The 20,222-nt window shown below is 70.2% G+C and carries 18 protein-coding genes and 1 pseudogene; 8 read left to right on the forward strand and 11 right to left on the reverse strand.

The window, feature by feature from the left end; all coding sequences use genetic code 11:
* Nucleotides 1-92 precede the first annotated feature (92 nt).
* On the forward strand, nt 93-1,520 hold the full coding sequence (locus STRVI_RS14310; RefSeq protein WP_014056365.1) for an ROK family protein: 1,428 nt from the start codon (nt 93-95) through the stop codon (nt 1,518-1,520).
* A gap of 100 nt (nt 1,521-1,620) precedes the next feature.
* Nucleotides 1,621-2,478 (forward strand): glycoside hydrolase family 16 protein, encoded by an 858-nt coding sequence (locus tag STRVI_RS14315; protein WP_014056366.1) that lies wholly within the window; start codon nt 1,621-1,623, stop codon nt 2,476-2,478.
* A gap of 46 nt (nt 2,479-2,524) precedes the next feature.
* Here STRVI_RS14315 and STRVI_RS14320 read toward each other — a convergent pair whose 3' ends face one another.
* Nucleotides 2,525-2,935, reverse strand: coding sequence for a hypothetical protein (locus STRVI_RS14320; protein ID WP_050993664.1), 411 nt, complete (start codon nt 2,933-2,935; stop codon nt 2,525-2,527).
* A gap of 65 nt (nt 2,936-3,000) precedes the next feature.
* Nucleotides 3,001-4,230: an MFS transporter gene (locus STRVI_RS14325; RefSeq protein ID WP_251982619.1), complete on the reverse strand. Its 1,230-nt coding sequence runs from the start codon at nt 4,228-4,230 to the stop codon at nt 3,001-3,003.
* Nucleotides 4,231-4,310: 80 nt separating this feature from the next.
* Here STRVI_RS14325 and STRVI_RS14330 point away from each other — a divergent pair, with 80 nt between their 5' ends.
* From STRVI_RS14330 to STRVI_RS14345, 4 genes are all read left to right on the forward strand, one after another.
* On the forward strand, nt 4,311-5,393 hold the full coding sequence (locus STRVI_RS14330) for an AraC family transcriptional regulator (protein WP_014056368.1): 1,083 nt from the start codon (nt 4,311-4,313) through the stop codon (nt 5,391-5,393).
* Between the two features lie 29 nt (nt 5,394-5,422).
* On the forward strand, nt 5,423-6,697 hold the full coding sequence (locus STRVI_RS14335) for an amidase (protein WP_106685881.1): 1,275 nt from the start codon (nt 5,423-5,425) through the stop codon (nt 6,695-6,697).
* A gap of 36 nt (nt 6,698-6,733) precedes the next feature.
* Complete coding sequence (locus STRVI_RS14340; protein WP_014056370.1) at nt 6,734-7,042, forward strand: hypothetical protein; 309 nt, start codon at nt 6,734-6,736, stop codon at nt 7,040-7,042.
* Between the two features lie 61 nt (nt 7,043-7,103).
* Nucleotides 7,104-7,559 carry a peroxiredoxin gene (locus STRVI_RS14345; RefSeq protein WP_014056371.1) on the forward strand — a complete coding sequence of 152 codons (456 nt, stop codon included), beginning with the start codon at nt 7,104-7,106 and terminating at the stop codon, nt 7,557-7,559.
* A gap of 286 nt (nt 7,560-7,845) precedes the next feature.
* On the opposite strand, the gene STRVI_RS14350 is transcribed toward STRVI_RS14345, so the two are convergent.
* The 5 genes and pseudogenes from STRVI_RS14350 to STRVI_RS14370 all read right to left on the reverse strand — a co-directional run bounded on the left by STRVI_RS14350 (nt 7,846) and on the right by STRVI_RS14370 (nt 15,197).
* Complete coding sequence (locus STRVI_RS14350; RefSeq protein WP_014056372.1) at nt 7,846-10,776, reverse strand: glycoside hydrolase family 2 TIM barrel-domain containing protein; 2,931 nt, start codon at nt 10,774-10,776, stop codon at nt 7,846-7,848.
* Nucleotides 10,777-10,865: 89 nt separating this feature from the next.
* On the reverse strand, nt 10,866-12,113 hold the full coding sequence (locus tag STRVI_RS14355; RefSeq protein WP_014056373.1) for an ROK family transcriptional regulator: 1,248 nt from the start codon (nt 12,111-12,113) through the stop codon (nt 10,866-10,868).
* A 262-nt stretch (nt 12,114-12,375) separates the two neighbouring features.
* Nucleotides 12,376-12,906 carry a hypothetical protein gene (locus tag STRVI_RS14360; RefSeq protein ID WP_014056374.1) on the reverse strand — a complete coding sequence of 177 codons (531 nt, stop codon included), beginning with the start codon at nt 12,904-12,906 and terminating at the stop codon, nt 12,376-12,378.
* 165 nt (nt 12,907-13,071) lie between these two features.
* A pseudogene (locus tag STRVI_RS14365) lies at nt 13,072-13,688 on the reverse strand (transposase); the annotation flags it as partial.
* 147 nt (nt 13,689-13,835) lie between these two features.
* Complete coding sequence (locus tag STRVI_RS14370; protein ID WP_014056375.1) at nt 13,836-15,197, reverse strand: hypothetical protein; 1,362 nt, start codon at nt 15,195-15,197, stop codon at nt 13,836-13,838.
* Nucleotides 15,198-15,332: 135 nt separating this feature from the next.
* Here STRVI_RS14370 and STRVI_RS52055 point away from each other — a divergent pair, with 135 nt between their 5' ends.
* Both STRVI_RS52055 and STRVI_RS14375 read left to right on the forward strand, forming a co-directional pair.
* Nucleotides 15,333-15,650, forward strand: coding sequence for a hypothetical protein (locus STRVI_RS52055; RefSeq protein WP_150112894.1), 318 nt, complete (start codon nt 15,333-15,335; stop codon nt 15,648-15,650).
* Between the two features lie 11 nt (nt 15,651-15,661).
* Nucleotides 15,662-15,925, forward strand: coding sequence for a hypothetical protein (locus STRVI_RS14375; RefSeq protein ID WP_014056377.1), 264 nt, complete (start codon nt 15,662-15,664; stop codon nt 15,923-15,925).
* A gap of 9 nt (nt 15,926-15,934) precedes the next feature.
* Here the strand turns inward: STRVI_RS14375 and STRVI_RS14380 are convergent, their stop codons facing one another.
* The 4 genes from STRVI_RS14380 to STRVI_RS14390 form a co-directional block, all read right to left on the reverse strand.
* Complete coding sequence (locus STRVI_RS14380; protein WP_014056378.1) at nt 15,935-17,536, reverse strand: penicillin-binding transpeptidase domain-containing protein; 1,602 nt, start codon at nt 17,534-17,536, stop codon at nt 15,935-15,937.
* Between the two features lie 49 nt (nt 17,537-17,585).
* On the reverse strand, nt 17,586-17,777 hold the full coding sequence (locus tag STRVI_RS47815) for a hypothetical protein (RefSeq protein WP_014056379.1): 192 nt from the start codon (nt 17,775-17,777) through the stop codon (nt 17,586-17,588).
* A 164-nt stretch (nt 17,778-17,941) separates the two neighbouring features.
* Nucleotides 17,942-18,601, reverse strand: a complete 660-nt coding sequence (locus tag STRVI_RS14385) for a LutC/YkgG family protein (RefSeq protein WP_106685883.1) — start codon at nt 18,599-18,601, stop codon at nt 17,942-17,944.
* 125 nt (nt 18,602-18,726) lie between these two features.
* Nucleotides 18,727-20,196, reverse strand: coding sequence for a lactate utilization protein B (locus STRVI_RS14390; protein ID WP_043238765.1), 1,470 nt, complete (start codon nt 20,194-20,196; stop codon nt 18,727-18,729).
* Between the last annotated feature and the right edge of the window lie 26 nt (nt 20,197-20,222).

Below are 20,222 nucleotides of genomic sequence, written 5' to 3' on the forward strand. Positions count from 1 at the left end.
GGGCCCGCCTCAAATTCTTTGAGACAAGAAGGTCCAGACCTATTGACATGACTCGAACAGGGCTGGACATTGTGTCTCCCCGGAGGTGACCGATGACGGCCCAGGCGCAGGCAGCCCAGCCCTCGCTGCGCACCACCGTGCGCGATCCGCGGCACGACAGCCGCGCCTCACTGCTGTGGACGCTGTACTTCCATGCCCCGCTCACCCGGCAGGAGCTCGTCCGCCGTACGGGGCTCAGCGCCACCACCGTACGCACGGTCATCGGCAAACTGATCGCCGAAGGCGTCGTCACCGAAGGCGCCGTCACCAAAAGCCTCATCACCCAGGACGCCGTCACCAGCGGCACCGTCGTCAAAGACGCCGCCACCAAAGACGCCGTCGCCAATGGCATCGTCACCGAAGGCGTCGTCACCGAGGCGGAATCGGCCCTCGTCGCGGTGGGCCGCCGGGCCGGCGCCCGGCTGCGGCTGGTCCCCGAGCACCGGTACGTCATCGGCGTCGAGGTCGCCGACACCCGGGTCCGCGTCGGGCTGTTCGACCTCGCCCTCACCCAACGGACCGGTGTCGTCTACCCGTTACGCTCCGAGGAGCGCGACGCCAAAACCGTCGTCGGCCACATCCTGACCGGTCTCGACGCCGTCATCGAGGAAGCCGCAATCCCTCAGGGGCACATCCTCGGCGTCGGTATCGGCGTATCGGCCACCGGCTGGAACGCCCTCCCCCTGGAGCGGCTGCTGAGCACCGGCACCGCACTGCCCCTGCACATCGACAACGGCGCCGAGGCCATGGGCCGGGCCGAGATGTGGTTCGGCGCAGGACGCGGCGTCCAGCACGCCGTCGTCGCGGTCATCGGCTCCGGCGTCAGCGCGAGCGTCATCACCCACGGCGCCCCCTACCGGGGCTCCACCAACAGCGCGGGCGAGTGGGGCCACACCACCGTCCAGGCCGGGGGCCGCCGCTGCCGGTGCGGCGCGCGCGGCTGCCTGGAGGCGTACGTCGGCGCCGAGGCGGTCCTGGAGCGCTTCCGGCAGGCCCGGCGCGGCCGTGCCATCCCCGGCGTCGACAAGGAGTCCACGTTCGCCGGGCTGCTCGCGGCCGCCGACACCTCGCCCGCCGCACAGCGCGTGCTGGAGGAGGCGGCGGTGTATCTGGGCGCCGGAATCGCCAACCTGGTCAACCTCTTCAACCCGCAGCGGATCATCCTCGGCGGCTGGGCCGGGCTGCTGTTCGGCGCCCGTATGCTGCCCCGGATCCGCGAGACGGTCGCCGCGCAGGCGCTGCGCCGGCCGTACGCCCAGACCACCATCGGGCTGTGCCGGCTCGGCCCCCACGCCGTGACACTCGGCGCCGCCACCGTCCCCGTCGGCCGCTTCCTCACCGAGGACGCGCACCGGCCCGCCCGTCGCCCCGCCACCACCCCCCAACGCGCGCTGACGGGCCCCCCTCCCGACCGTTCCCCGACCACCACTCCCCGACGAGCGCTGATGGGCACCCCTCCCACCCGTACGCCCGTGCCATAGCGCCGCGGGTCCCGGCCGCCAGCCGCCGGACGCACACCTTCCCCCCACCGGACCGGCACCCACCGGTCCCATCCCCCACACAGGAAGGCACCACCGCTCCATGAGAAAAACTGTGCGCAACACCGTGATCGGTCTGCTCTCCGCGACCGCACTCGTCGCCACCCCCTGGCTCACCGCCCCGGCCACGGCCACCCCCCAGGCCACCAACAAGGCCGCCGCCGCCGAGTTCACCGACAACTTCGACGGTGCGGCGGGCAGCGGGGTCGACGGCTCCAAATGGGGCGTGGAGACCGGCGACAACGTCAACAACCACGAGCGCCAGTACTACACCGACGGCAACAAGAACGCGGCGCTCGACGGCAACGGCAACCTCGTCATCACCGCCCGCAAGGAGAACCCGGCCAACTACAACTGCTGGTACGGCCGGTGCGAGTACACCTCCGCCCGCCTCAACACCTCGCAGAAGTTCACCACCGCCTCCGGCCATGTCGAGGCCCGGATGAAGCTGCCGCAGGGCCAGGGCATGTGGCCCGCCTTCTGGATGCTCGGCAACGACATCGGCAGCGCCGGCTGGCCCAACTGCGGCGAGATAGACATCATGGAGAACGTGGGCTTCGAGCCCAGCACCGTCCACGGCACTCTCCACGGCCCCGGCTACTCCGGCTCGGGCGGCATCGGCGCCGGCTACACCCTGCCGGGCGGCGGCAAGTTCTCCGACGCCTTCCACACCTTCGCCATCGACTGGTCGCCCAACAAGATCACCTGGTCCGTCGACGGCAACGTCTACCAGACCCGCACCCCCGCCGACCTGAACGGCAACCGCTGGGTCTTCGACCACCCCTTCTACATCATTCTCAACCTGGCCGTCGGCGGCTACTGGCCCGGCGACCCGGACGGCAACACCTCCTTCCCGCAGCAGCTCGTCGTCGACTACGTCAAGGTGACGGGCGGAAGCTGACGGGGACAGCCGATGTGGAAGCCCGTTGAGCGGTGGCCTCAGGCCGTCATCCGGGGCGGACCGCCTCCGAGACCGCCACGATCAGGGCTTCCACATCGGCTCCCCAGCGTGAGACGAGCGTGAGGTCACGGGCCGGGTCCACCCACAAGAGATGATTGCCGCCGTTGCCCCGGGCACAGCGCCCGGTCGACGGGGCCTGTGGCCACACCACGCGGCCGTCGTTGAGCCACCAGGACAGCCCGTACTCCGGCTTGACGGAACACGGCGTCCACAGTTCCGCGATCCAGCGCCGGGACACGACCCGCCGCCCGGCCCACTCCCCGTCCTCCAGGCAGAGTCGGCCGACGCGGGCCAGGTCGAGCGCGCTGATCCACAGCCCGCCGCCCCAGTGGGCGCCGCACGGCCCTTTCCAGCGCGGCGGGGTCGACCCCCGCCCAGGCATCACTCGCCGGGCCATCGTCCAGGCGTTTCCCTCACGGGACAATGCCGTCCCCCGTCAACCGCTCGCTCCCCTGCTCGATGTCAGTTTCCTGCCAGGCGCCGGGGCGCTTTGACCCGCAGGAGGATCAGCAACGCGGAGGCGAGCAACACGACGCCGGAGACGGTGAATACGGTGACGACGCCGCCGATACCGAATATCAGACCGCCTGCGGCGGCCCCGCCGGCGATGGCGGACTGCACGCCCACCACCACGAGTCCGCCGGCACTTTCTGCCTGGTCGGGCACCATACGAGTCGCCCAGTTCGACCATGCCACCGACACGCCGCCAAAGGCCAGGCCCCAGAGGACCACCAGAAATACGTAACCGGCCTGCCCGGCGGGAAGGAGCGCCACGCCCAGTGCCGCGACGCCCATCAGCGCCGGCGTCAGTGTCAACGTCAGCCGCAGGCTGATCTCCAGGAGCCATCCGGACACCAGCGTGCCCACGAGGTTCGCCACTCCGAAGACGAACAACAGCAGCGCCAATGCGTCGACGTCGACTTTCACCACGGTTTCCAGAGCGGGCCGGATATAGGTGAACAGCGCGTAGTGCCCAATGTGAACCAGCAGCATTCCTACGATGCCCACCCCGAAGCCCGGGCGGCGCAGCACCTCCCACAAGGTGCCCAGCCGTGCCGTGCCATGGGGCGTCATCCGGGGCAGCGTGAACAGTTGGAACACCAACGTCACGACCCCGAGTCCGGCCGCCGCCAGGAAGGTGCTGCGCCAGCCGGCCAGGTCGCCGAGGTAGCTGCCGAGCGGCACCGCCACGATGGTCGCCACCGCGATGCCGCTGAAGATGATCGATACCGCCCGCGGAACCAGAGCCGCGGGCACCAGACGCATCGCCACCGCCGCGGCCATGCTCCAGAAGCCACCGAGTGCGACACCCAGCAGGATCCGCATCAGCATCAGCACTGCCATATTGGTGGCCACGGCCACCAGCAGATTGGATATGATCAATAGGACGGTGAAGCCGAGCAACACCATCCGTCGGTCGATTCTCCGGGTCAGGCTGGCCGTCAGCAATCCGGAAATCATCGCGGCCGCCGCCGTTACCGTCACCGCCTGCCCCGCCAGAGCTTCCGATACTCCCAGGTCGGCGGCCATCGGAGTCAACAAGCTGGTCGGCAGATATTCCGCCGTGAGCAATCCGAATACACCCATCGCCAGCGAGAACACCGCCGCCCAGGACGGTGCGACCGGTTCGGGCGGTATCAATTCCCCATCGGCCGCTTCGCCAGGGTTGGCATCGGGCACGGTGGTGCGCACATCACTACTCAACTGTTTGCTTCTCCCTGAATCGCATGAGAGCTTCGAGTCAAGGCTAGGCACGAACTTCAGGATGAGCTATGACAGAACGTCTGCAATATTTGACCGAGAGTCCGGGTGCGGGGACTCCGGGCGGGGCGCCTGCGGACGGGGCGCCTGCGGACGGGGCGGCTGCGGGTGGGGGGCCTGCGGGGCAGTTCGCCCTGTCGTCCGACCTCATCAGCGAACTGCTGACCAGCATGCGGCTGCGCGGTGTCCGGTATCGTCGTGTCCACGCTGGCCCGCGGTTCGGCCTCAATTTCGATGCCAAGCCCGGACGCGCCTATTTCCACTTCCTCGCCGTCGGCTCCGCCGTCCTGCGTACCGAGGACGGAAGTGTCCATGAGCTCTCGGCCGGAAATGCCGTATTCTTGCCCCACGGCGAGTCCCATCAGCTACTCTCCGGTCCGGATATACCGGTCCGCGGCATAGACAGTTTCGATGCCGTCCCGCTCAGCAATGCGGTGTGTGACGTTGATGCCTGCCCGAGCACCAACCCGAACCCCAGCGCCATCTTCTTCAACGGCTACATGGATTTCGACCTCGGCGGAATGCAGGGCCTCAGCCGGCTGATGCCCGATGTCATGCTGGTCGATGCCGAGGGGAAGCGTTACCCCGGGCTCATGCCGATCCTCACGTCCATGAGGCGCGAAGTCTGCGCCGGACGCGTGGGCTTCGCCGGGATCCTCGCCCGTCTGGCCGAAGTGGCGGCGGCCATGATCGTGCGGGGCTGGGTCGAATGCGGATGCGACAACACCTCCGGCCTCGTGGCCGCGTTGCGCGACCCGCGCCTGGCCTGCGCCATCCTGGCCCTGCACCGGCAGCCCGGGCATCACTGGACCGTGGCCGAGCTGGCGGCGGAATGCAATGTCTCCCGCTCCGTCTTCGCGGACCGCTTCCACACCACGATCGGCATGCCGCCCCTCCGCTACGCCACGGAGCTGCGGATGCTCCTCGCCGGGCAGTGGCTGGCCCAGGACACCGTGCCGATCCAGTCCGTGGCGCAACGCCTCGGCTACACCTCGCAGGCCGCTTTCAGCCGTGCCTTCAAACGCGTCACCGGCCGCCCGCCCGGCGCCAGCAGGGACACCCCGCGGTCAAGGGCTGCTGAGGAGGTGGGCTGACGCGGGTGGGCGGCGTAGCCTCGGGCGTCATGGACACCTCCTGTGCCACCGCGGCCGCGCGGGTCTGTGACCGGATCGAGGCTGCCGACGGGGAGATTCGGGCCTTCGTCCCCGAACCCGGCCGCCGCGAGCGGCTGTTGCGTGAGGCGCGGATGGCCGATGAGCGGTGGGACGGTCCGGGCGGGCGGCCGGCGTTGTTCGGCGTGCCGGTGGGCGTCAAGGACATCGTGCACGTCGACGGATTGCCCACGCGGGCCGGTTCGGACGTCCCCGCCGAGGCGCTGGCCGGGCCGCAGGCGTCGCTCGTCGATCGGCTGCGGGCGGCGGGTGCGCTGGTGGCGGGCAAGACCGTCACCGCCGAGTTCGCCGTGACCGCTCCCGGTCCCACCCGTAATCCGCACCATCTCGGCCACACCCCGGGCGGCTCCAGCAGCGGTTCGGCAGCGGCCGTCGCGGCGGGGATGGTGCCGCTGGCGGTCGGGACCCAGACGATCGGCTCGATGATCCGCCCGGCCGCCTACTGCGGGGTCGTCGGCTTCAAGCCGACCCACGGCCGCATCCCCTCCGACGGCGTGATCGCCAACGCCCCGACCTTCGACACCGTGGGCCTCTTCGCCCCCGACGTGGCGACCCTCGCCCCGGCGGCGGCCGTACTGTGCGACGGATGGCGGCCGTCCGACGACGGCGGGGCGGCGACGGGGCGGCGGCCGGTGCTCGGCGTGCCGCTCGGTCCGTACCTCGACCGCGCCGACGCCGAGGCCAGGAGCATCTTCGAGGAGCGGGCGGGGCGCCTGGAGGCGGCCGGATTCACGGTCCGCCGCATGCCCTTCCCGGATGACTTCGACCGGGTCGTGGCGGAACGGGTGGTGATCGGCCGTTACGAACTGGCGCGGACCCACGCCGTATGGTTTCCGCGCCACGCGGAGCGGTACCGCGAGCAGACCGCCGAGGCGATCCGGCAGGGGCAGCGGATCGGCGACGACGCGTACGCCGCGGCCCTGCGCGAACGTGCCGCCTTCCGGGACCGGCTGGTGGCCGCCATGGACCGGGACGGCATAGACCTGTGGATCACCCCGGCCGCCACGGGCCCCGCGCCGTACGGCCTGCGGAGCACCGGCGACTCCGTGATGAGCCTCCCCTGGAGCTACGCGGGAGTCCCTGCCCTCGCCCTGCCCGCGGGGCGGTCGGCGGGCTCCCTTCCGCTGGGCGTGCAGTGCGTGGCACGGCCGGGGGCGGACGAGCGACTGCTGGCATGGGCCGTCGATCTGGAGCCGACCCTCGGCGGGTCCTCCGCACCCGTATGATGGGTATCCACTCCCATGTACGGAGTTGGGGACGAGATGGGTGCCACATGGTGGCTTATGCAAGGTGAGGCCGCAGTCGGCGAGTTACGCCAGTACGGGGTCGACCAGCCGGTTTTTCTGTGCCACTTCACGCCGGGACCGGCCTGGGAAGCCGTCCGGGCGCATTTCGAGGCATGGTCCGCGCTGCGCGGACCGGACCCCGACGGAAGCCGTACCGCCCACGTCATCCGGTCCATCATGGACCTCGGGCTGCGGCTGGTCCCCACCGACGACAGCCCCTCGATGACGCTGTTCACCGAATGTATCCTGCGCATCGACGGCCATACCGCCCGGCTGCGCTGCTGACCCGCCGCTGAGCACGTCCGTTTCCCCCGCCGGTCCGGCGGGTGGCGGGTAGCGTGCACCCATGGACATCGGTGATGTGGTCGAGGACTTCGAGCTGCCGGACGAGAACGGCGCCGTCCGTTCCCTCAGTGGGCTGCTGGCGGACGGTCCGGTGGTGCTGTTCTTCTATCCGGCGGCCTTCACCCCCGGCTGCACCAAACAGGCGTGCCACTTCCGGGACATCGCGGCGGAGTTCAAGGAGCTCGGCGCCCAGCCGGTCGGAGTCAGCGCCGATTCGGTCGAGAAGCAGGCGGAGTTCGCCCATGCGTACTCCTTCGGCTATCCGCTGCTGTCGGATCCGGAGGGGACCGTACGGGAGCGGTTCGGGGTGAAGCGCGGGATCGCGGCGGTGCCGACCAAGCGGGTCACCTTTGTGATTGATACCGACCGCAAGGTGCTGGAGATCGTCAAGAGTGAGTTCCGGATGAGCGTGCACGCCGACCGCGCGCTGGAGGCTCTGCGCGGCAGGAGCGCGTAAGGCCGCCTGCGCGGCCGCGTGCCGCAAACCGAAAACACGTGATGGGGGTGTCGGCGGAGGCGCGGGGGGTCTTCCCCCACCCCGCCCCTTCCCGGACCGGGGCGCTGCCCCGGCCCCCGCTGGGCTACGCACCAGACCCCGTTCCGGGGGCTCCGCCCCCGAACCCCGGCGGGGGCAGCCCCTTGGACCGCCCCCGCACTCTTCTGACCAGCGGGCGCGGTGCGGGTGGTGTAGGCGCGTACGGTCGGGGCCGGTCGCCGTGGCCCGCCCCGACCGTACGCGACCGTCAGCTCAGCCGCGAGAACGTGAACGAGAACTCGGCCGGCGCCACGTCCAGGCGGTGCTCGTCCAGCACCCCCGGGCCGCAGGACTGGGTGCCGATGCCCTGCTGCCCGTGGTCCAGGTTCACCCACACCGTCTCGTTCGACGCGTCGAGATCCGGGGTGTGCTCGGCCGCGTCGAGCTGCTCGGTGGTCCAGCGGCGCGCGGTGAACCAGAAGGCCGGCTCGCCCTCGATCCGCACCCCGGATCCGTCGGGCGCGGTCAGCCGCACCCAGCGGACGTCGATCCGGGCGCCGTTCTCCTGCGGGCGGACGTACGGCGTCTGGAGCTCGTCGACCGACAGCGCCCACCGCCCCACCCGTGCGGCGGCACGCGTGTCCGGGTACGCCTCGCCGGGGCCGCCGCCGAACCACTCCGCCTCGCCCAGCGCGGCCGGGAGCCCGAGCCGCAGGCCCAGACGCGGCAGCGGGCAGGTCCACTCGCCGAGCGGGGTGACGGAGACCGCCAGGCTCAGCCGTCCGTCCTCATCGGCGGTCCAGCGGTAGACCGTCTCCAGAGCGAAGTCGACGGCGGCGGGCGCGACGCGGGTACGGACGGTCAGCGCACCGTCCGGCGTCGTCTCCACCGCGTCGGTCCGGTGCCGTACCCGATGCAGCCCGAACCGGCGCCAGATCAGGCCCCAGCGCTCGTCCGGCTGCCAGGACGCGCCGTTGTCGTTGTCGGTGGGCGCGCGCCAGATGTCCAGCCGGGGCGGTTCGGTGACGGGCAGCCCGCCGAGCTCCGTCAGGGCGCCGGTGGCCGCGTCGAAGACACCGGGGCCGAGCACGATCCGGTCGTCGTCGCGGCGCGCCGCCTCCCCCGAGGCGAGGGCGCGTGCCCGGCCGGTGCCGGGGGCGGTGGCGGGGAGCTGGGCCCAGGCCACCGTATGGCCCGCCTCGGCCCACGCCGTCGCCGCCGCGAGCCGCGCCTCGACGGTCCACCGGGTCTCCGCCCCCGCCTCGGCGGCGGGCGGTGCCGGGAGCTTCAGATCGGCGGACTCGCCCGGGGGCAGCGGCGGCACCGCCAGCTCACCCGAGCCGATCGCCTCGCCCTCCGCCTCATAGCTCCAGGAGAAGACGAGATGGGACAGATCGGCGAAGTCATGGCCGTTGGTGATCCGGACCGTGCCCTGCGCCCCGTCGCCCTCGATCCGCACCGGCTCGATGACCTTCTTGTACTCGATCAGCCCCGGGGAGGGGGTGCGGTCGGGGAAGACCAGCCCGTCGCAGACGAAGTTCCCGTCGTGCAACTCCTCGCCGAAGTCCCCGCCGTACACGTGGTAGAAGCGGCCATCGGGGGCGCGCCGGGTGAAGCCGTGGTCGATCCACTCCCAGACGAAACCGCCCTGGCAGCGCTCATGCGCCTCGAACAGCCGCTGGTACTCGGCCAGTCCGCCCGGCCCGTTGCCCATGGCGTGCGCGTACTCGCACTGGATGAACGGCAGCGCCCGGCGCTTCGCGTCCAGCTCCGGATCGCCCCACGGCGCCTCGGTGCGCCGGCCGATCTGGTCGACCTCCTCGTGCGGCGCGTACATCCGCGAGTAGACGTCCGTGTCGGCGCAGGACAGATCGCCCTCGTAGTGGATCACCCGGGACGGGTCGCGCTCCCGGATCCAGTCGGCCATGGCGGACAGCCCGCGTCCGGTGCCGCACTCGTTGCCCAGCGACCACATCACGATGGACGGGTGGTTCTTGTCGCGCTCGACCATGCGCTCGGCGCGGTCGAGCAGCGCCGGGGTCCAGCGGTCGTCGTCCACCGGGTTGTTCCGCCAGTCCAGGACGCCGAAGCCATGGGTTTCCAGATCGCATTCGTCGATCACCCACAGCCCCAGCTCGTCGCAGAGCCCGAGGAAGGCCGGATGCGGCGGATAGTGGCTGGTGCGCACGGCGTTGATGTTGTGCTGCTTCATCAGCACCAGATCGCGGCGCATGGTCGCGAGGTCCACCGTTCGCCCGCTCGAAGGGTGGAACTCATGCCGGTTGACGCCGCGGAAGAGCACCCGCCGCCCGTTGACCTTGAGCAGCCCGTCCTCGACCACGACGGTGCGGAAGCCCACGTGCAGCGAGACGCTCTCGCCCACGGTGGTCAGCCGCGCCTCGTACAGCCGCGGTGTCTCCGCCGTCCACGGCTCGACGGGGACGGTGGCGCTCTCCCCGGTGGCCAGGTCAAGACCCAGCTCGGGGACGGTGACCCGGCCACCGGGGTCGGAGTCGATCCGCAGCGTGCCCTCGCCGGTGGTGTGGTCGTACGAGGCGTGGACGAAGTAGTCGGCGAGCGCGCCCTCGGGGCGGTGCTCCAGCGTCACCTCACGGAAGATACCGGGCAGCCACCACTGGTCCTGGTCCTCCAGATAGCTTCCGGAGGACCACTGGTGGACGCGGACGGCCAGCACGTTCCCCGACGGCTCGAGCAGGCTCCCGACCTCGAACTCATGCGGCAGCCGGCTGCCCTTGAAGGTGCCGAGCTCCTCGCCGTTGAGCCAGACCCGGGCGCATGACTCGACGCCCTCGAAGCGCAGCACCGCATCCCCGCCCTCCGGCCAGTCGCCGGGCAGGTCGAAGACGCGCAGATGGTCGCCGGTCGGGTTCTCGGCGGGGACATGCGGCGGGTCCACCGGGAAGGGATAGAGCACATTGGTGTAGATCGGCGCCCCGTGGCCGTGCAGCACCCAGTGGCCGGGCACCGGGAGCTCGTCCCAGCCGCGGGCGTCGTAGCCGGGACGGGCGAAGGAGTCGTCCCCGGCGGTGGCGGTCGGCGACAGCCGGAAGGACCACGTCCCGTTCAGGCTCAGCCGCGCGGCGTCGGAGGATGGGGTCCAGGGGCGCGGCGGCAGCGCTCCCGTGCCGGGGGAGACGTCCTCGTAGTAGGGCAGTGGCGTGTGCTGCGTGGAGCTCATCGTTCTCCTCGGTCAGCCCTTGATACTGGTCTTCTGTGCGGTCATAGGGGAGGACAGCGCGACCTGAACGGCCGTGTGCGACTCCGTTGTCACGAGGGTGTGGAGCGGTTTGTGGCGCGGATCCTCGGTGTGGTGCGGCGGTTCTTCAGTCCCACTGACGCGAGCGAGCCCTCCAAGGCGAAGGTCGCCGCGCCGAGGCTCACGGGGTTGGACGGGATCGGGCACAGCACGATCTCGGTGTTCGCCAGCGGGCGGCGCAGCGCGCGTACCGCCACCGCCGCGCGCACCTCGGCGAGCAGCGGCTCCCCGAGGGCGGCCGCGACCCAACTGCTGAGCACGATCACTTCCGGATTGAGCAGATTGATCAGATCGGCGAGGGCGGCGCCGAGATAGCGCGCGGTGGTGTGCACGACCTTCACGGCCACCGGATCGCCTGCCGTAAGGCCCCGGCCGAGCGCCTCGATGGTGGCCGTCTGGTCGTCCGGGTGCAGCAGCGGGCTGTCCGGGCTCAGCTCGCGCAGATTCCGCATGATGCCGGGGGCGCCGACATAGGTCTCCACACATCCCTGGTTGCCGCAGTGGCACTGCCGTCCGTCCAGGACGAGGGTGGTGTGCCCCCATTCCCCGGCGCTGTTGCTGACCCCGCGGTGCAGGGTGCCGCCGAGCGCCAGCCCGGCCCCCACGCCCGTACCGAGGTTGACCACCACGGCGTCGTTCCGCCCGCGCGCCGCCCCGAACCACTGCTCGGCCACGGTGCAGGCGCGCAGCGGATTGTCGAGGTGGAGCGGGTAGGGGATGTGCTCGGCCAGCAGCCGCAGCAGCGGGACGTCATGCCAGTCCCAGTTGGCCGCGAAGACCGAGACCCCGCCCTCGCGGTCCACCTGCCCCGGCATGCTCACGCCGACACCCAGCACCCGGTCCGCGGCCACGCCCGCCTGCCCGACCACCGAGGACACGGCGTCCGCGATACGCGCCACCACCTTGCCCGGGTCGTTCTCCTCCGGGCGCAACTCCTCGTCCGCGCGGGCCAGGACGGTCAGCGCCAGATCGAACAGCTCGACATGGATATACGTCTCCGCCACATCCACGCCGATCAGCGCGGCGCCCGAGGAGTTGACCGCGATGAGACCGCGCGGCCGCCCGCCGTCGGAGTCCTCGTAGCCGACCTCGACCAGCATCCCGAGGTCGAGCAGCTCACCGACGAGATTCGCCACGGTGGCCAGGCTCAGCTCCGTCGCGGCGGCCACCTCCTGCCGGGAGACGGGGGATTGGGCGACGATATGGCGCAGCACCCCGTAGCGGTTGGCGGTGCGTATATCGCGGGATGTGCGCTTCACGCCCGAATCCCCTCTGCGCGGGCCGGTGCGGTGCCGTGCCGTGCGGTGCCGTGCCGTGCCGTGCTGTGTGGCTGCCGCGCCAGGCTAGAGCGTGGGCCAGACCATGGACAACCCCTTAGCCCAACCCTTGTACGAAGCGGCGGGGGAGCGGGGGAGGGCATAGGGTCGTGGTCTTGAGCTTGCGTTTTAACCTCTGCCTCGGTCGGCTTTTTTGGCTGGTCGAGGCAGGGAAAAGAGACCGCACGGAGCTGAGCGCCGGCTCTCAATCGTCATGCGACACACCGAGGTCGTGACGCATAGTGGTTCTCATGGTTCGAAGCATGTCCCAGACCTCGTACTGGGCCTGGGCTGCGGTCTCCATCGTTTCGCCTGGTTCGGGGGCACCGCGTTCGAGGCGCTTGACCTGGCCGTAGACCTTGTTGAGGGCTTGGTTGACGACGCTCGCTCGTATGAGTACTTCTTCGGGGGCGATCATCTGTGCTTCGGAGTATCGATCCCGGTGCGCGTCCTTCGCTTCGTCGAGTGCGTCGCTGTCGGCGTCCTCCACGCCGCGTTCCCTCATGACGTGCAGGTGGCGGTTGAGTGCTGTGGTGAACTGCCGGGCATCTCGGTTGAGTTCCACATAGCAGGTGCGTCGGAGTGAACGGTTTTCGCGGATCTCATCATGATCACGAACGAGCTCTATTTCCCGACGCTTCGCTTGTTCGGAGCCGCGTTGGGTGAGTAGTGATCCAACTAGGGTTCCTGCGACGCCTGCCACCGCGATGATCACTGAGCTGAGATCCACCAACACACTCCGTGAACTCCTTCGGCCTCGTGCCCGCTGCACATGGCCCAGCCCGTCAAGTTTGCCGCTCCTCGGTGCGCCGGGGTTTGGTGCCCCTCTTGTGATGGGCGGGGCGGCTGTACGTCTCGCCGGTGGCAAGGACTCTGCCCACGTCACGGCGGGTGGCCGGGCGGCGGTTCTTCGAGCCCGGCGGCCCGCGCCCAGCACAACCAGGCCCTCCGGGTCACCCGGCCGCCACTGGCCGGCGGCGACCAGCCTCGCGGATCTGTACGGTGGCCACCGCGGCGACATCGGCGCCGGGCTCCAGGCGGATCGCGTCCAGCACCGCCGTCCAGGACGTGCGGCCGGTTTCCAGCGCGGCCACTACCGAGTACGGCCAGCCGGGCACCATCTGGTGTTTGCCCTCACCCCGGCCGAACGTGTGACAAAAGGCTGGGTCAGCACATGTGTTGGCGTCCGGGCGCAGCCACGGCGAGACGTCTACAGCCAGCACGAGCCGGCCGTCCGCCGCCTTCGGCAATGGCACCCCGACCAGGGCACGTCGTAGCCGTGCGACATCGATCCGGCCCTGATTGAGCGCGGCCGTACAGAGCCCCGTGACCACGACGGTGTTCCGGCGCGAGCGCGAGATCAACCAGCGTCCGCACCGGCCCGTCCGTACACAACAGCGCATCGCATAACTCGAACAACGCATCGCCCCGCGCGGTCAGACACGCGTACAGCTCCGACCGGAAGTGTGATACCTCCGCGAACGCATCCCGCAGGACGCCCTGATCCACCAGATGCACGACCACGGCCTTCGCGTTGATCCACTCAGTGACGGAGCCCAGGATCAGCCGAAGGCCGCCTTCACATCCACTGAACTGCGAAAACGCCGACCAAGTTCGAGCCGCGTTCGACACCGGGCCATAAATGACAAGTTGAGTGCGTGACACTCAGACCACAGCCTTCTGTCGGATGATCTCTTGGGCCCGGCCGGTGAGATCTCGGACATGCCTGTTGGCACGGTGCGGCCGGAGGCGGCGCCGCATCGTCGTGAAATGCTCGTCGGCGCGGGCGGACGACAGACGTTCGTAATCGTTCAGGAACGCGTTCCAGGTGGCGCAGGCCGCTTCAAGGTGGCCCATCTCAAGCTGGCGTTGGGCCAGCAGCCCATTGGCGTGCGCTCGGCCCTGCCGCTCCACGGCGGGGCGTGCGCGGTTTGAGTCCTGCATGGCCTTGACGGACCCCGGCACGTCCCCGAGCGCGTAGAGGACGCTGGAGACGTGGAAGCAGTAGGCGGCTCGGTCGTACCCGCCGATGGCGTCGCGGCGGTTGTCTGCTTTCGAGAGCGCGCTCTCTGTCTCCGCGAGACGCACGAAGGCCTGCCGACGATCCCCCACAAGCGCGGCACCGTGGGCTTGCTGCCCGGTGAGGAACGCGCGCAGACGAGGGCCCGCGGCCGGGGCGGCCTCTGCGGCCGAGTCGGCCAGCTCCAGTGCCTTCTTCGCGTGCTTGAGGTTCGCTGCCTGAAGGGCCATTCCGCGCAGGGTGCGGCAGTACGTGACGTGATCCTCAGCAACTGCGGCCAGCTCCAGCGCCTTGACGTAGTACCGCTGGCCCAGCCCATGAGCCTTCTCATACATGGCCATCCAGCCGAGCAAGTACGTCAGATCAGAAGCCGCGGCAAGCATGCCCGACCTGACGGCGTCGGAAGCCCCCGCCTTGAGCCATGGAGTAACGGTGTTGACGAGGAAGGCCGCCGCCATGGGGCGGGCATGTGCGCCTCCCAGCTCGTCAAGGATGCCGGCGATGCGCTCTGTCATGGTGCGCACCGTGGCCACCTCCCCGGTTCCGATTCGGGTAGTGGGCCCCGCAGAGGTCTGGTACCGCTCGCGCTTCGTCAGCTCGGCAAAGATCGGAACAGGGAGGGCGGCGGCATACAGAGATGTCGCCAGCACCGTGCGGCGGGAGGGATCCATATCTGCCCTTCCGGTGTCGATCAACCCCTCGATGGGGTCGGTACCCGAGTAAGAGGGCGCCTCGGGACCGACCAGGAGCGGAGCGCCGAATCCGGTCTCCGCGCTGGTGACCGGTCGGCCAAGGCGCCGCGAGAGTGCTTCGATGATTGCGGGGCGTGCCTTCTTGTGGGGCATCATCCCGCTCAGCCAGTGCGTCACGGCGGACCCGTCATAGTGCAGTGTCAGACCCATTTCTGCACCCACCCGGTTCACGGCTGCGGCAAACTGACGGTTGGTCTCCCAGCGTGCTTCGTCCAGCAATCCGGCCAGCCCGTCATTGCGTTGACGCTGCGTCATAGGCACCCCGCTCCCTGAAATGCAAGCCGTGCAAGCTTCGGGACTACTCACACGGTACCGCTGGCTTACGCGGCGTAGTTACGTAGTGCGCCAGGTACCACCCGGTGCCCAAGCCGATCAGCCGGGGAGCGAGATGTGACGGACGACAGCGGGGCCGCAGAACACGCAATTGGACGGATCAGGATGGACACCACCACGGGGCGAGTGGGCATCGTGATTGATGTCCGGGAGACCGGCATCGATCTGCGGGGCCCCACTCATGGGGCGCGGGCGTGGACTGCGAAGCCGGAAGACCTGCGCATCGCAACCCGGGAAGAGATCACACACGCCTATCTCGGAAAACGGTCCCTTGACGCTCAACCGAGCCGGCGTGACGTCGTCATGGGACGTGTACGCGGACGTGGCCACGAAGTGGTGCCCGGCGTGACGGTTGTCCGGCACGACGAGTCATGAGAGGCGAGCGCATGCAGTCCGCAAGCGGCATCGGAGCCTACCTGGAGCGGCGCCGGCCCGCCCTTGAGCGGACTTCTGACGGCACGGCGTCCTACGAGGAGATGGGGCGAGCCGCCATCCAGGCGGCCTCGCTCTACCTGGCGAGCCCGACCACCTCTCTGGAGGATGCCCGGGCCGTGATCGTTCTCCTTCAGTTCGAGCTGGACAACATGATCAGGGTCGCGCAGGCCCGCAAGCGACGGCTCGAACAGGCTGAAGAGCTGAGGGCGAGCTGAGGCGAAGGCTCAGCCGGTTTTGAGTACCGCGCGGACGACGGGCCCGGCGGCATCTCCGCCGTGGCCACCGCCGATGACCACGGCGGCTGCCGCCACATCGTTCCGGTAGGCGGTGAACCAGGCGTTGGTCTTGGGCTGGCCGTCGATCTCGGCCGAACCCGTCTTGGCCCCGATGTCGCCGGTGAGCCCGGACATCGCCCGGGCGGCGGTGCCGCTCGTCGCGGTCAGCCGCATCATCGCCCTGAGCTGCGACCTGGTGGCCGGGCCGAGGCTGCGGTCGCTGGTGGCGATCTCCCGGTGGTCGACCGAGCGCGGCACGATGACGGGCTGCTTGAAGGTGCCGGTCTGGGCGGTGGCCGCGACGGAGGCGATGGTGAGCGGGTTCATCTGGACCGTGCCCTGGCCGATCATGGCGGCGGCCTTGTCGTCGCCGCTTCCGCCCGGCACCTCGCCGTCGAAGGTGGTGACGCCCACCCGCCAGTTCAGGCCGAGGCCGAACACGGACCGCGCCTCCTGGGCCACCGCGCCATCGGGCACGGCTCCGGCGAGCGAGACGAACGCGGTGTTGCAGGACGCCGCGAAGTCCTGCGCGAAGGTGGCGCCGGGGTTCTCGCTGTCCTCGACGTTGTGGAACGTCATGCCCTGTGCGTACGCCGCCGTCTTCGGGCATGGCACCAGGTGGCCCGGGCTGACCTTGCCCGCCTCCAGCAGGGTGGCCGCGGTGACTATCTTGAACGTCGACCCCGGCGCGGTCTGCCCCTGCAGCGCGGCGTTGAACTCGGCCTGGTCGGAGTTGGCCACCGCCAGGATCTCCCCGGTGCTGGGCTTGAGGGCCACCACCGAGGCGCCGTCGCGGGTGGCCACCGCCTTCTCCGCGCGCTTCTGCACCCCGGGGTCGAGGGTGGTGCGCAGCGTGCCCGGCGTGCCCTTCTTCACCACATGAAGCGTCGCTCCGGCGGTCCCGTCGGCCTCGACCGCCGACACCTCCACTCGCGCCGTGCCCCCGGCGTCCGCTCCGTATCTCGCCCGCAGTGCGATCAGTACCGGGTCGAGCGAGGGATAACGGCCCTGCCGCAGCTCCTCGCCGTCGCGGTCCAGCACCCGCACCGGCGGATTGTCCGCCAGATCCGTCCGTACGGACTCATCGGCCGCGAGCTTGGGATGGAGGACCGAGGGTCTCCAGTCGACCAGCGGCTTCTTGGTCGTCCGGCCGCGCACCACGGTCAGCCGTGACTCGTACGTCCAGCTCGAACGGGTCTTGTCGAAGAGCACTTCGGCCTTGACGGTGAACGGCACCATGGTGCCCCGCGCCGTGCCCGGGGTGACTGTCACCCTCTGCACATGGCCGTCGTCGCGATAGCCGCTCAGCGCGCCGATGGCCGCCTCGGCGTCATTGGTCAGCCCGGCGGCCAGCATGTCATTGCCGTCCGCCCATGCGTCCAGGAATTCCCGGGCGGTCCGCCGGGTCTCGTCCGCGGTCACCGGACCGTCATGGGGCGCGGTGGTATCGCCGCTGGTCACGCCCGTGTAGAGGTTGTATCCGCCGTACCCGGCGACGCCCAGAAGCCCCGCCGCCACCGCTCCGAAGACGACCTTGCCCACAGCCCCCATGGCGTCCCCCCGGTTTTCAGATGTGGTCGGCTCGTGCCGCTCGTGCCGCTCAGGCGGCCTTCTCCACCTCGCCGCGCAGCGCCCGTGTGTAGACCTTCAGCAACCGGCTGTACTCGGCCCGCTCCGAAGGCCGCAGTGCCCGGCCTGCCCGGGCCCGCAGAAAGACGCGAATCGCCTCGTTGGCCTGGTCGGTGGAGGAGGTGGTCAGTAAGGCAGGTTGATGAGTAGGAGTCGGACGCATGCCATAAGAGTAGAGGCCCCTACCGACAACGGCATCGGCGTAAACCGCCCAACTGCGGTGTTACCGGCGGTATGTGAGGAAGACCGCATCGCCTGCACGGGTGTTCCTTCGCCTGCCCCTATGGCATATGCCCCGCCGTGGCCGGGGTATGCCTCCCGCGCTTATCAGCTCTGACCAGCGGTTTCCGGCCCGGCCGGCGGCGCTGTGAGGATCACTTCGAGGGTGCGGGGGCCGTGGACGCCTTCGACGCGATCGAGTTCGATGTCACTTGTCGCGGACGGGCCCGAGATCCAGGTCAACGGACGGGTGGGGTCGAGGCGTTCGAGGCCCTCGGGGACGGAGTCCACGACCTGGTCGGGCACCCGGATGACACAGATGTGGTGGTCGGGAACCAGGGTGATGCGGCGGCGGCCCTGGTCGGGGGCGGCGTCCAGGACCACCGTGCCGGTCTCGGCGATGGCCACCGAGCAGGCCGTCACCACGCTGGAGACCGCGTCCAGGTCGTGCGGGGTCAGCTCCGCCGTGTCCGGGACGCGGCGCACCGCGTCGGGGACGGCGGACAGCCAGGAGTCGGGCAGGCCGGGGGGTACGGCCACGCTCGTCGCGCCGCGGTCGGTGAGGAGACGGGCGATCAGGGCGGGGAGGGAGGGGGCGTCGACGCGGTGGACGATCGCGCGGTAGTCGGCCAGGTGCTCGGCGAGGAGGTCCACGGTCTCGGTGGGGGTGCGGTCGCCGTGGACGCGGTGGTAGGTGCGCTCGACCGGCACCGCGTCGGGCGTCTCGGCGCGCGGCACATCGGCCAGGGCGCGGCGGATGCGGGCCATGACCAGGGCGCGGGAGCCGGGGCTCTGGGTGTCGGGGGCCTCGGTGCTGTGGGCGCCGGGGTTCTGGGTGCTTTGGATGCCGGGGTGGTGCGCGCCGGGGTTCCCGGAGCCGGGGTCTTGCGGGGTCATGTGGTCTTCCTTCCCTCCGTGCCGCTCCCGCCCCGGGTGCGTTGCCACCAGTCGCGGAACGACTCCTCCGGCACCTTCGGCAGCTCCCGCGTATCGCTCCACGCCCGCCCCGGACCGGGCAGCCGGCTCGGATGGAAGCGGCGGGTACGGGAGGCCAGACGCTGGCCGGTGCGCAGCACCCGCGGGTGGTCCAGGGCCCAGCGGGCGGCGCGCATCGCGGCGCGCTCGGCGGCGTGGCCCTTGGCGGGCTTGATGACGGTGCGGGTGCCACGGATGGAGACGGGGCCGCCCTCGACCACGCGCTCACGGAGGTGGACCAGGATCTCCGGGATGTCGATGGCGACCGGGCACACCTCGTAGCACGCCCCGCACAGGGACGACGCGTACGGGAGGGAGGCGTCCAGTTCGCTCTGGGTGCCGCGCAGTTGGGGGGTCAGGATCGCGCCGATCGGCCCCGGATACGCCGATCCGTAGGCATGGCCGCCCGCCCGCTCGTACACCGGGCACACATTGAGACACGCCGAGCAGCGGATGCAGCGCAGCGCCTGGCGGCCCACGGTGTCGGCGAGGGTGTCGGTACGGCCGTTGTCCAGGAGGACGAGGTGGAAGGTGCGGGGCCCGTCCGCGTCCGTGGTGCCGGTCCAGGTGGAGGTGTACGGGTTCATCCGCTCGGCGGTCGAGGAGCGGGGCAGGAGCTGAAGGAAGACCTCCAGGTCCTGGAAGGTGGGGATGACCTTCTCGATGCCGACGACGGAGATCAGCGTCTCGGGGAGGGTCAGGCACATCCGGCCGTTGCCCTCGGACTCCACGACCACGAGCGTGCCGGTCTCCGCGACCATGAAGTTGGCGCCGGAGATCCCCACCTTGGCGTTCAGGAACTTCTCACGGAGGTGCAGCCGCGCGGCCTCCGCCAGATCGGCGGGCGCGTCGGTCAGCCCCTCCGGGGCCGGGCGGCCCCACTCGGCCATCTTCTCCGCGAAGATGTCGCGGATCTCGCCGCGGTTGCGGTGGATCGCCGGGACCAGGATGTGCGACGGGAGGTCGTCGCCGAGCTGCACGATCAGCTCGGCGAGATCGGTCTCGTACGCCGTGATCCCCGCGGTGGCGAGGGCGCCGTTCAGGCCGATCTCCTGCGTGGCCATCGACTTGACCTTGACGACCTCGCGCTCGCCCGTCGCCTGCACCAGCTCGGTGACGATCCGGTTCGCCTCGTCCGCGTCCGCCGCCCAGTGGACGTGGCCGCCGGCCGCCGTGACCGCGCTCTCCAACTGCTCCAGATAGTGGCCGAGATGGCGCAGCGTACGGTCCTTGATGGCCGCGCCCGCGGCGCGCAGCGGCGACCAGTCGTCGAGCTCGGCCACCGCCGTGGCGCGCTTGGCGCGGATCGTGTGGGTGGCGTGGCGGAGGTTGGCGCGTAGCTGGGTGTTCCGGGTCGAGGCGTCGGCCGCCGCCGGGAAAGCGGGCATCCCCAGGTAGGTGGCTTGGTGGGTTC

The sequence above is a fragment of the Streptomyces violaceusniger Tu 4113 genome (assembly GCF_000147815.2).
Lineage (GTDB): Bacteria > Actinomycetota > Actinomycetes > Streptomycetales > Streptomycetaceae > Streptomyces > Streptomyces violaceusniger_A.

Excerpts from the sequence above, each read along its gene's own strand:
- STRVI_RS14310 (WP_014056365.1), top strand. The coding sequence starts at position 93 with ATGACGGCCCAGGCGCAGGCAGCCCAGCCCTCGCTGCGCACCACCGTG.
- STRVI_RS14315 (WP_014056366.1), top strand. The coding sequence starts at position 1,621 with ATGAGAAAAACTGTGCGCAACACCGTGATCGGTCTGCTCTCCGCGACC.
- STRVI_RS14320 (WP_050993664.1), bottom strand. The coding sequence starts at position 2,935 with ATGGCCCGGCGAGTGATGCCTGGGCGGGGGTCGACCCCGCCGCGCTGG.
- STRVI_RS14330 (WP_014056368.1), top strand. The coding sequence starts at position 4,311 with ATGACAGAACGTCTGCAATATTTGACCGAGAGTCCGGGTGCGGGGACT.
- STRVI_RS14335 (WP_106685881.1), top strand. The coding sequence starts at position 5,423 with ATGGACACCTCCTGTGCCACCGCGGCCGCGCGGGTCTGTGACCGGATC.
- STRVI_RS14340 (WP_014056370.1), top strand. The coding sequence starts at position 6,734 with ATGGGTGCCACATGGTGGCTTATGCAAGGTGAGGCCGCAGTCGGCGAG.
- STRVI_RS14345 (WP_014056371.1), top strand. The coding sequence starts at position 7,104 with ATGGACATCGGTGATGTGGTCGAGGACTTCGAGCTGCCGGACGAGAAC.
- STRVI_RS14350 (WP_014056372.1), bottom strand. The coding sequence starts at position 10,776 with ATGAGCTCCACGCAGCACACGCCACTGCCCTACTACGAGGACGTCTCC.
- STRVI_RS14370 (WP_014056375.1), bottom strand. The coding sequence starts at position 15,197 with ATGACGCAGCGTCAACGCAATGACGGGCTGGCCGGATTGCTGGACGAA.
- STRVI_RS14375 (WP_014056377.1), top strand. The coding sequence starts at position 15,662 with ATGCAGTCCGCAAGCGGCATCGGAGCCTACCTGGAGCGGCGCCGGCCC.
- STRVI_RS14380 (WP_014056378.1), bottom strand. The coding sequence starts at position 17,536 with ATGGGGGCTGTGGGCAAGGTCGTCTTCGGAGCGGTGGCGGCGGGGCTT.
- STRVI_RS47815 (WP_014056379.1), bottom strand. The coding sequence starts at position 17,777 with ATGCGTCCGACTCCTACTCATCAACCTGCCTTACTGACCACCTCCTCC.
- STRVI_RS14385 (WP_106685883.1), bottom strand. The coding sequence starts at position 18,601 with ATGGCCCGCATCCGCCGCGCCCTGGCCGATGTGCCGCGCGCCGAGACG.
- STRVI_RS14390 (WP_043238765.1), bottom strand. The coding sequence starts at position 20,196 with ATGCCCGCTTTCCCGGCGGCGGCCGACGCCTCGACCCGGAACACCCAG.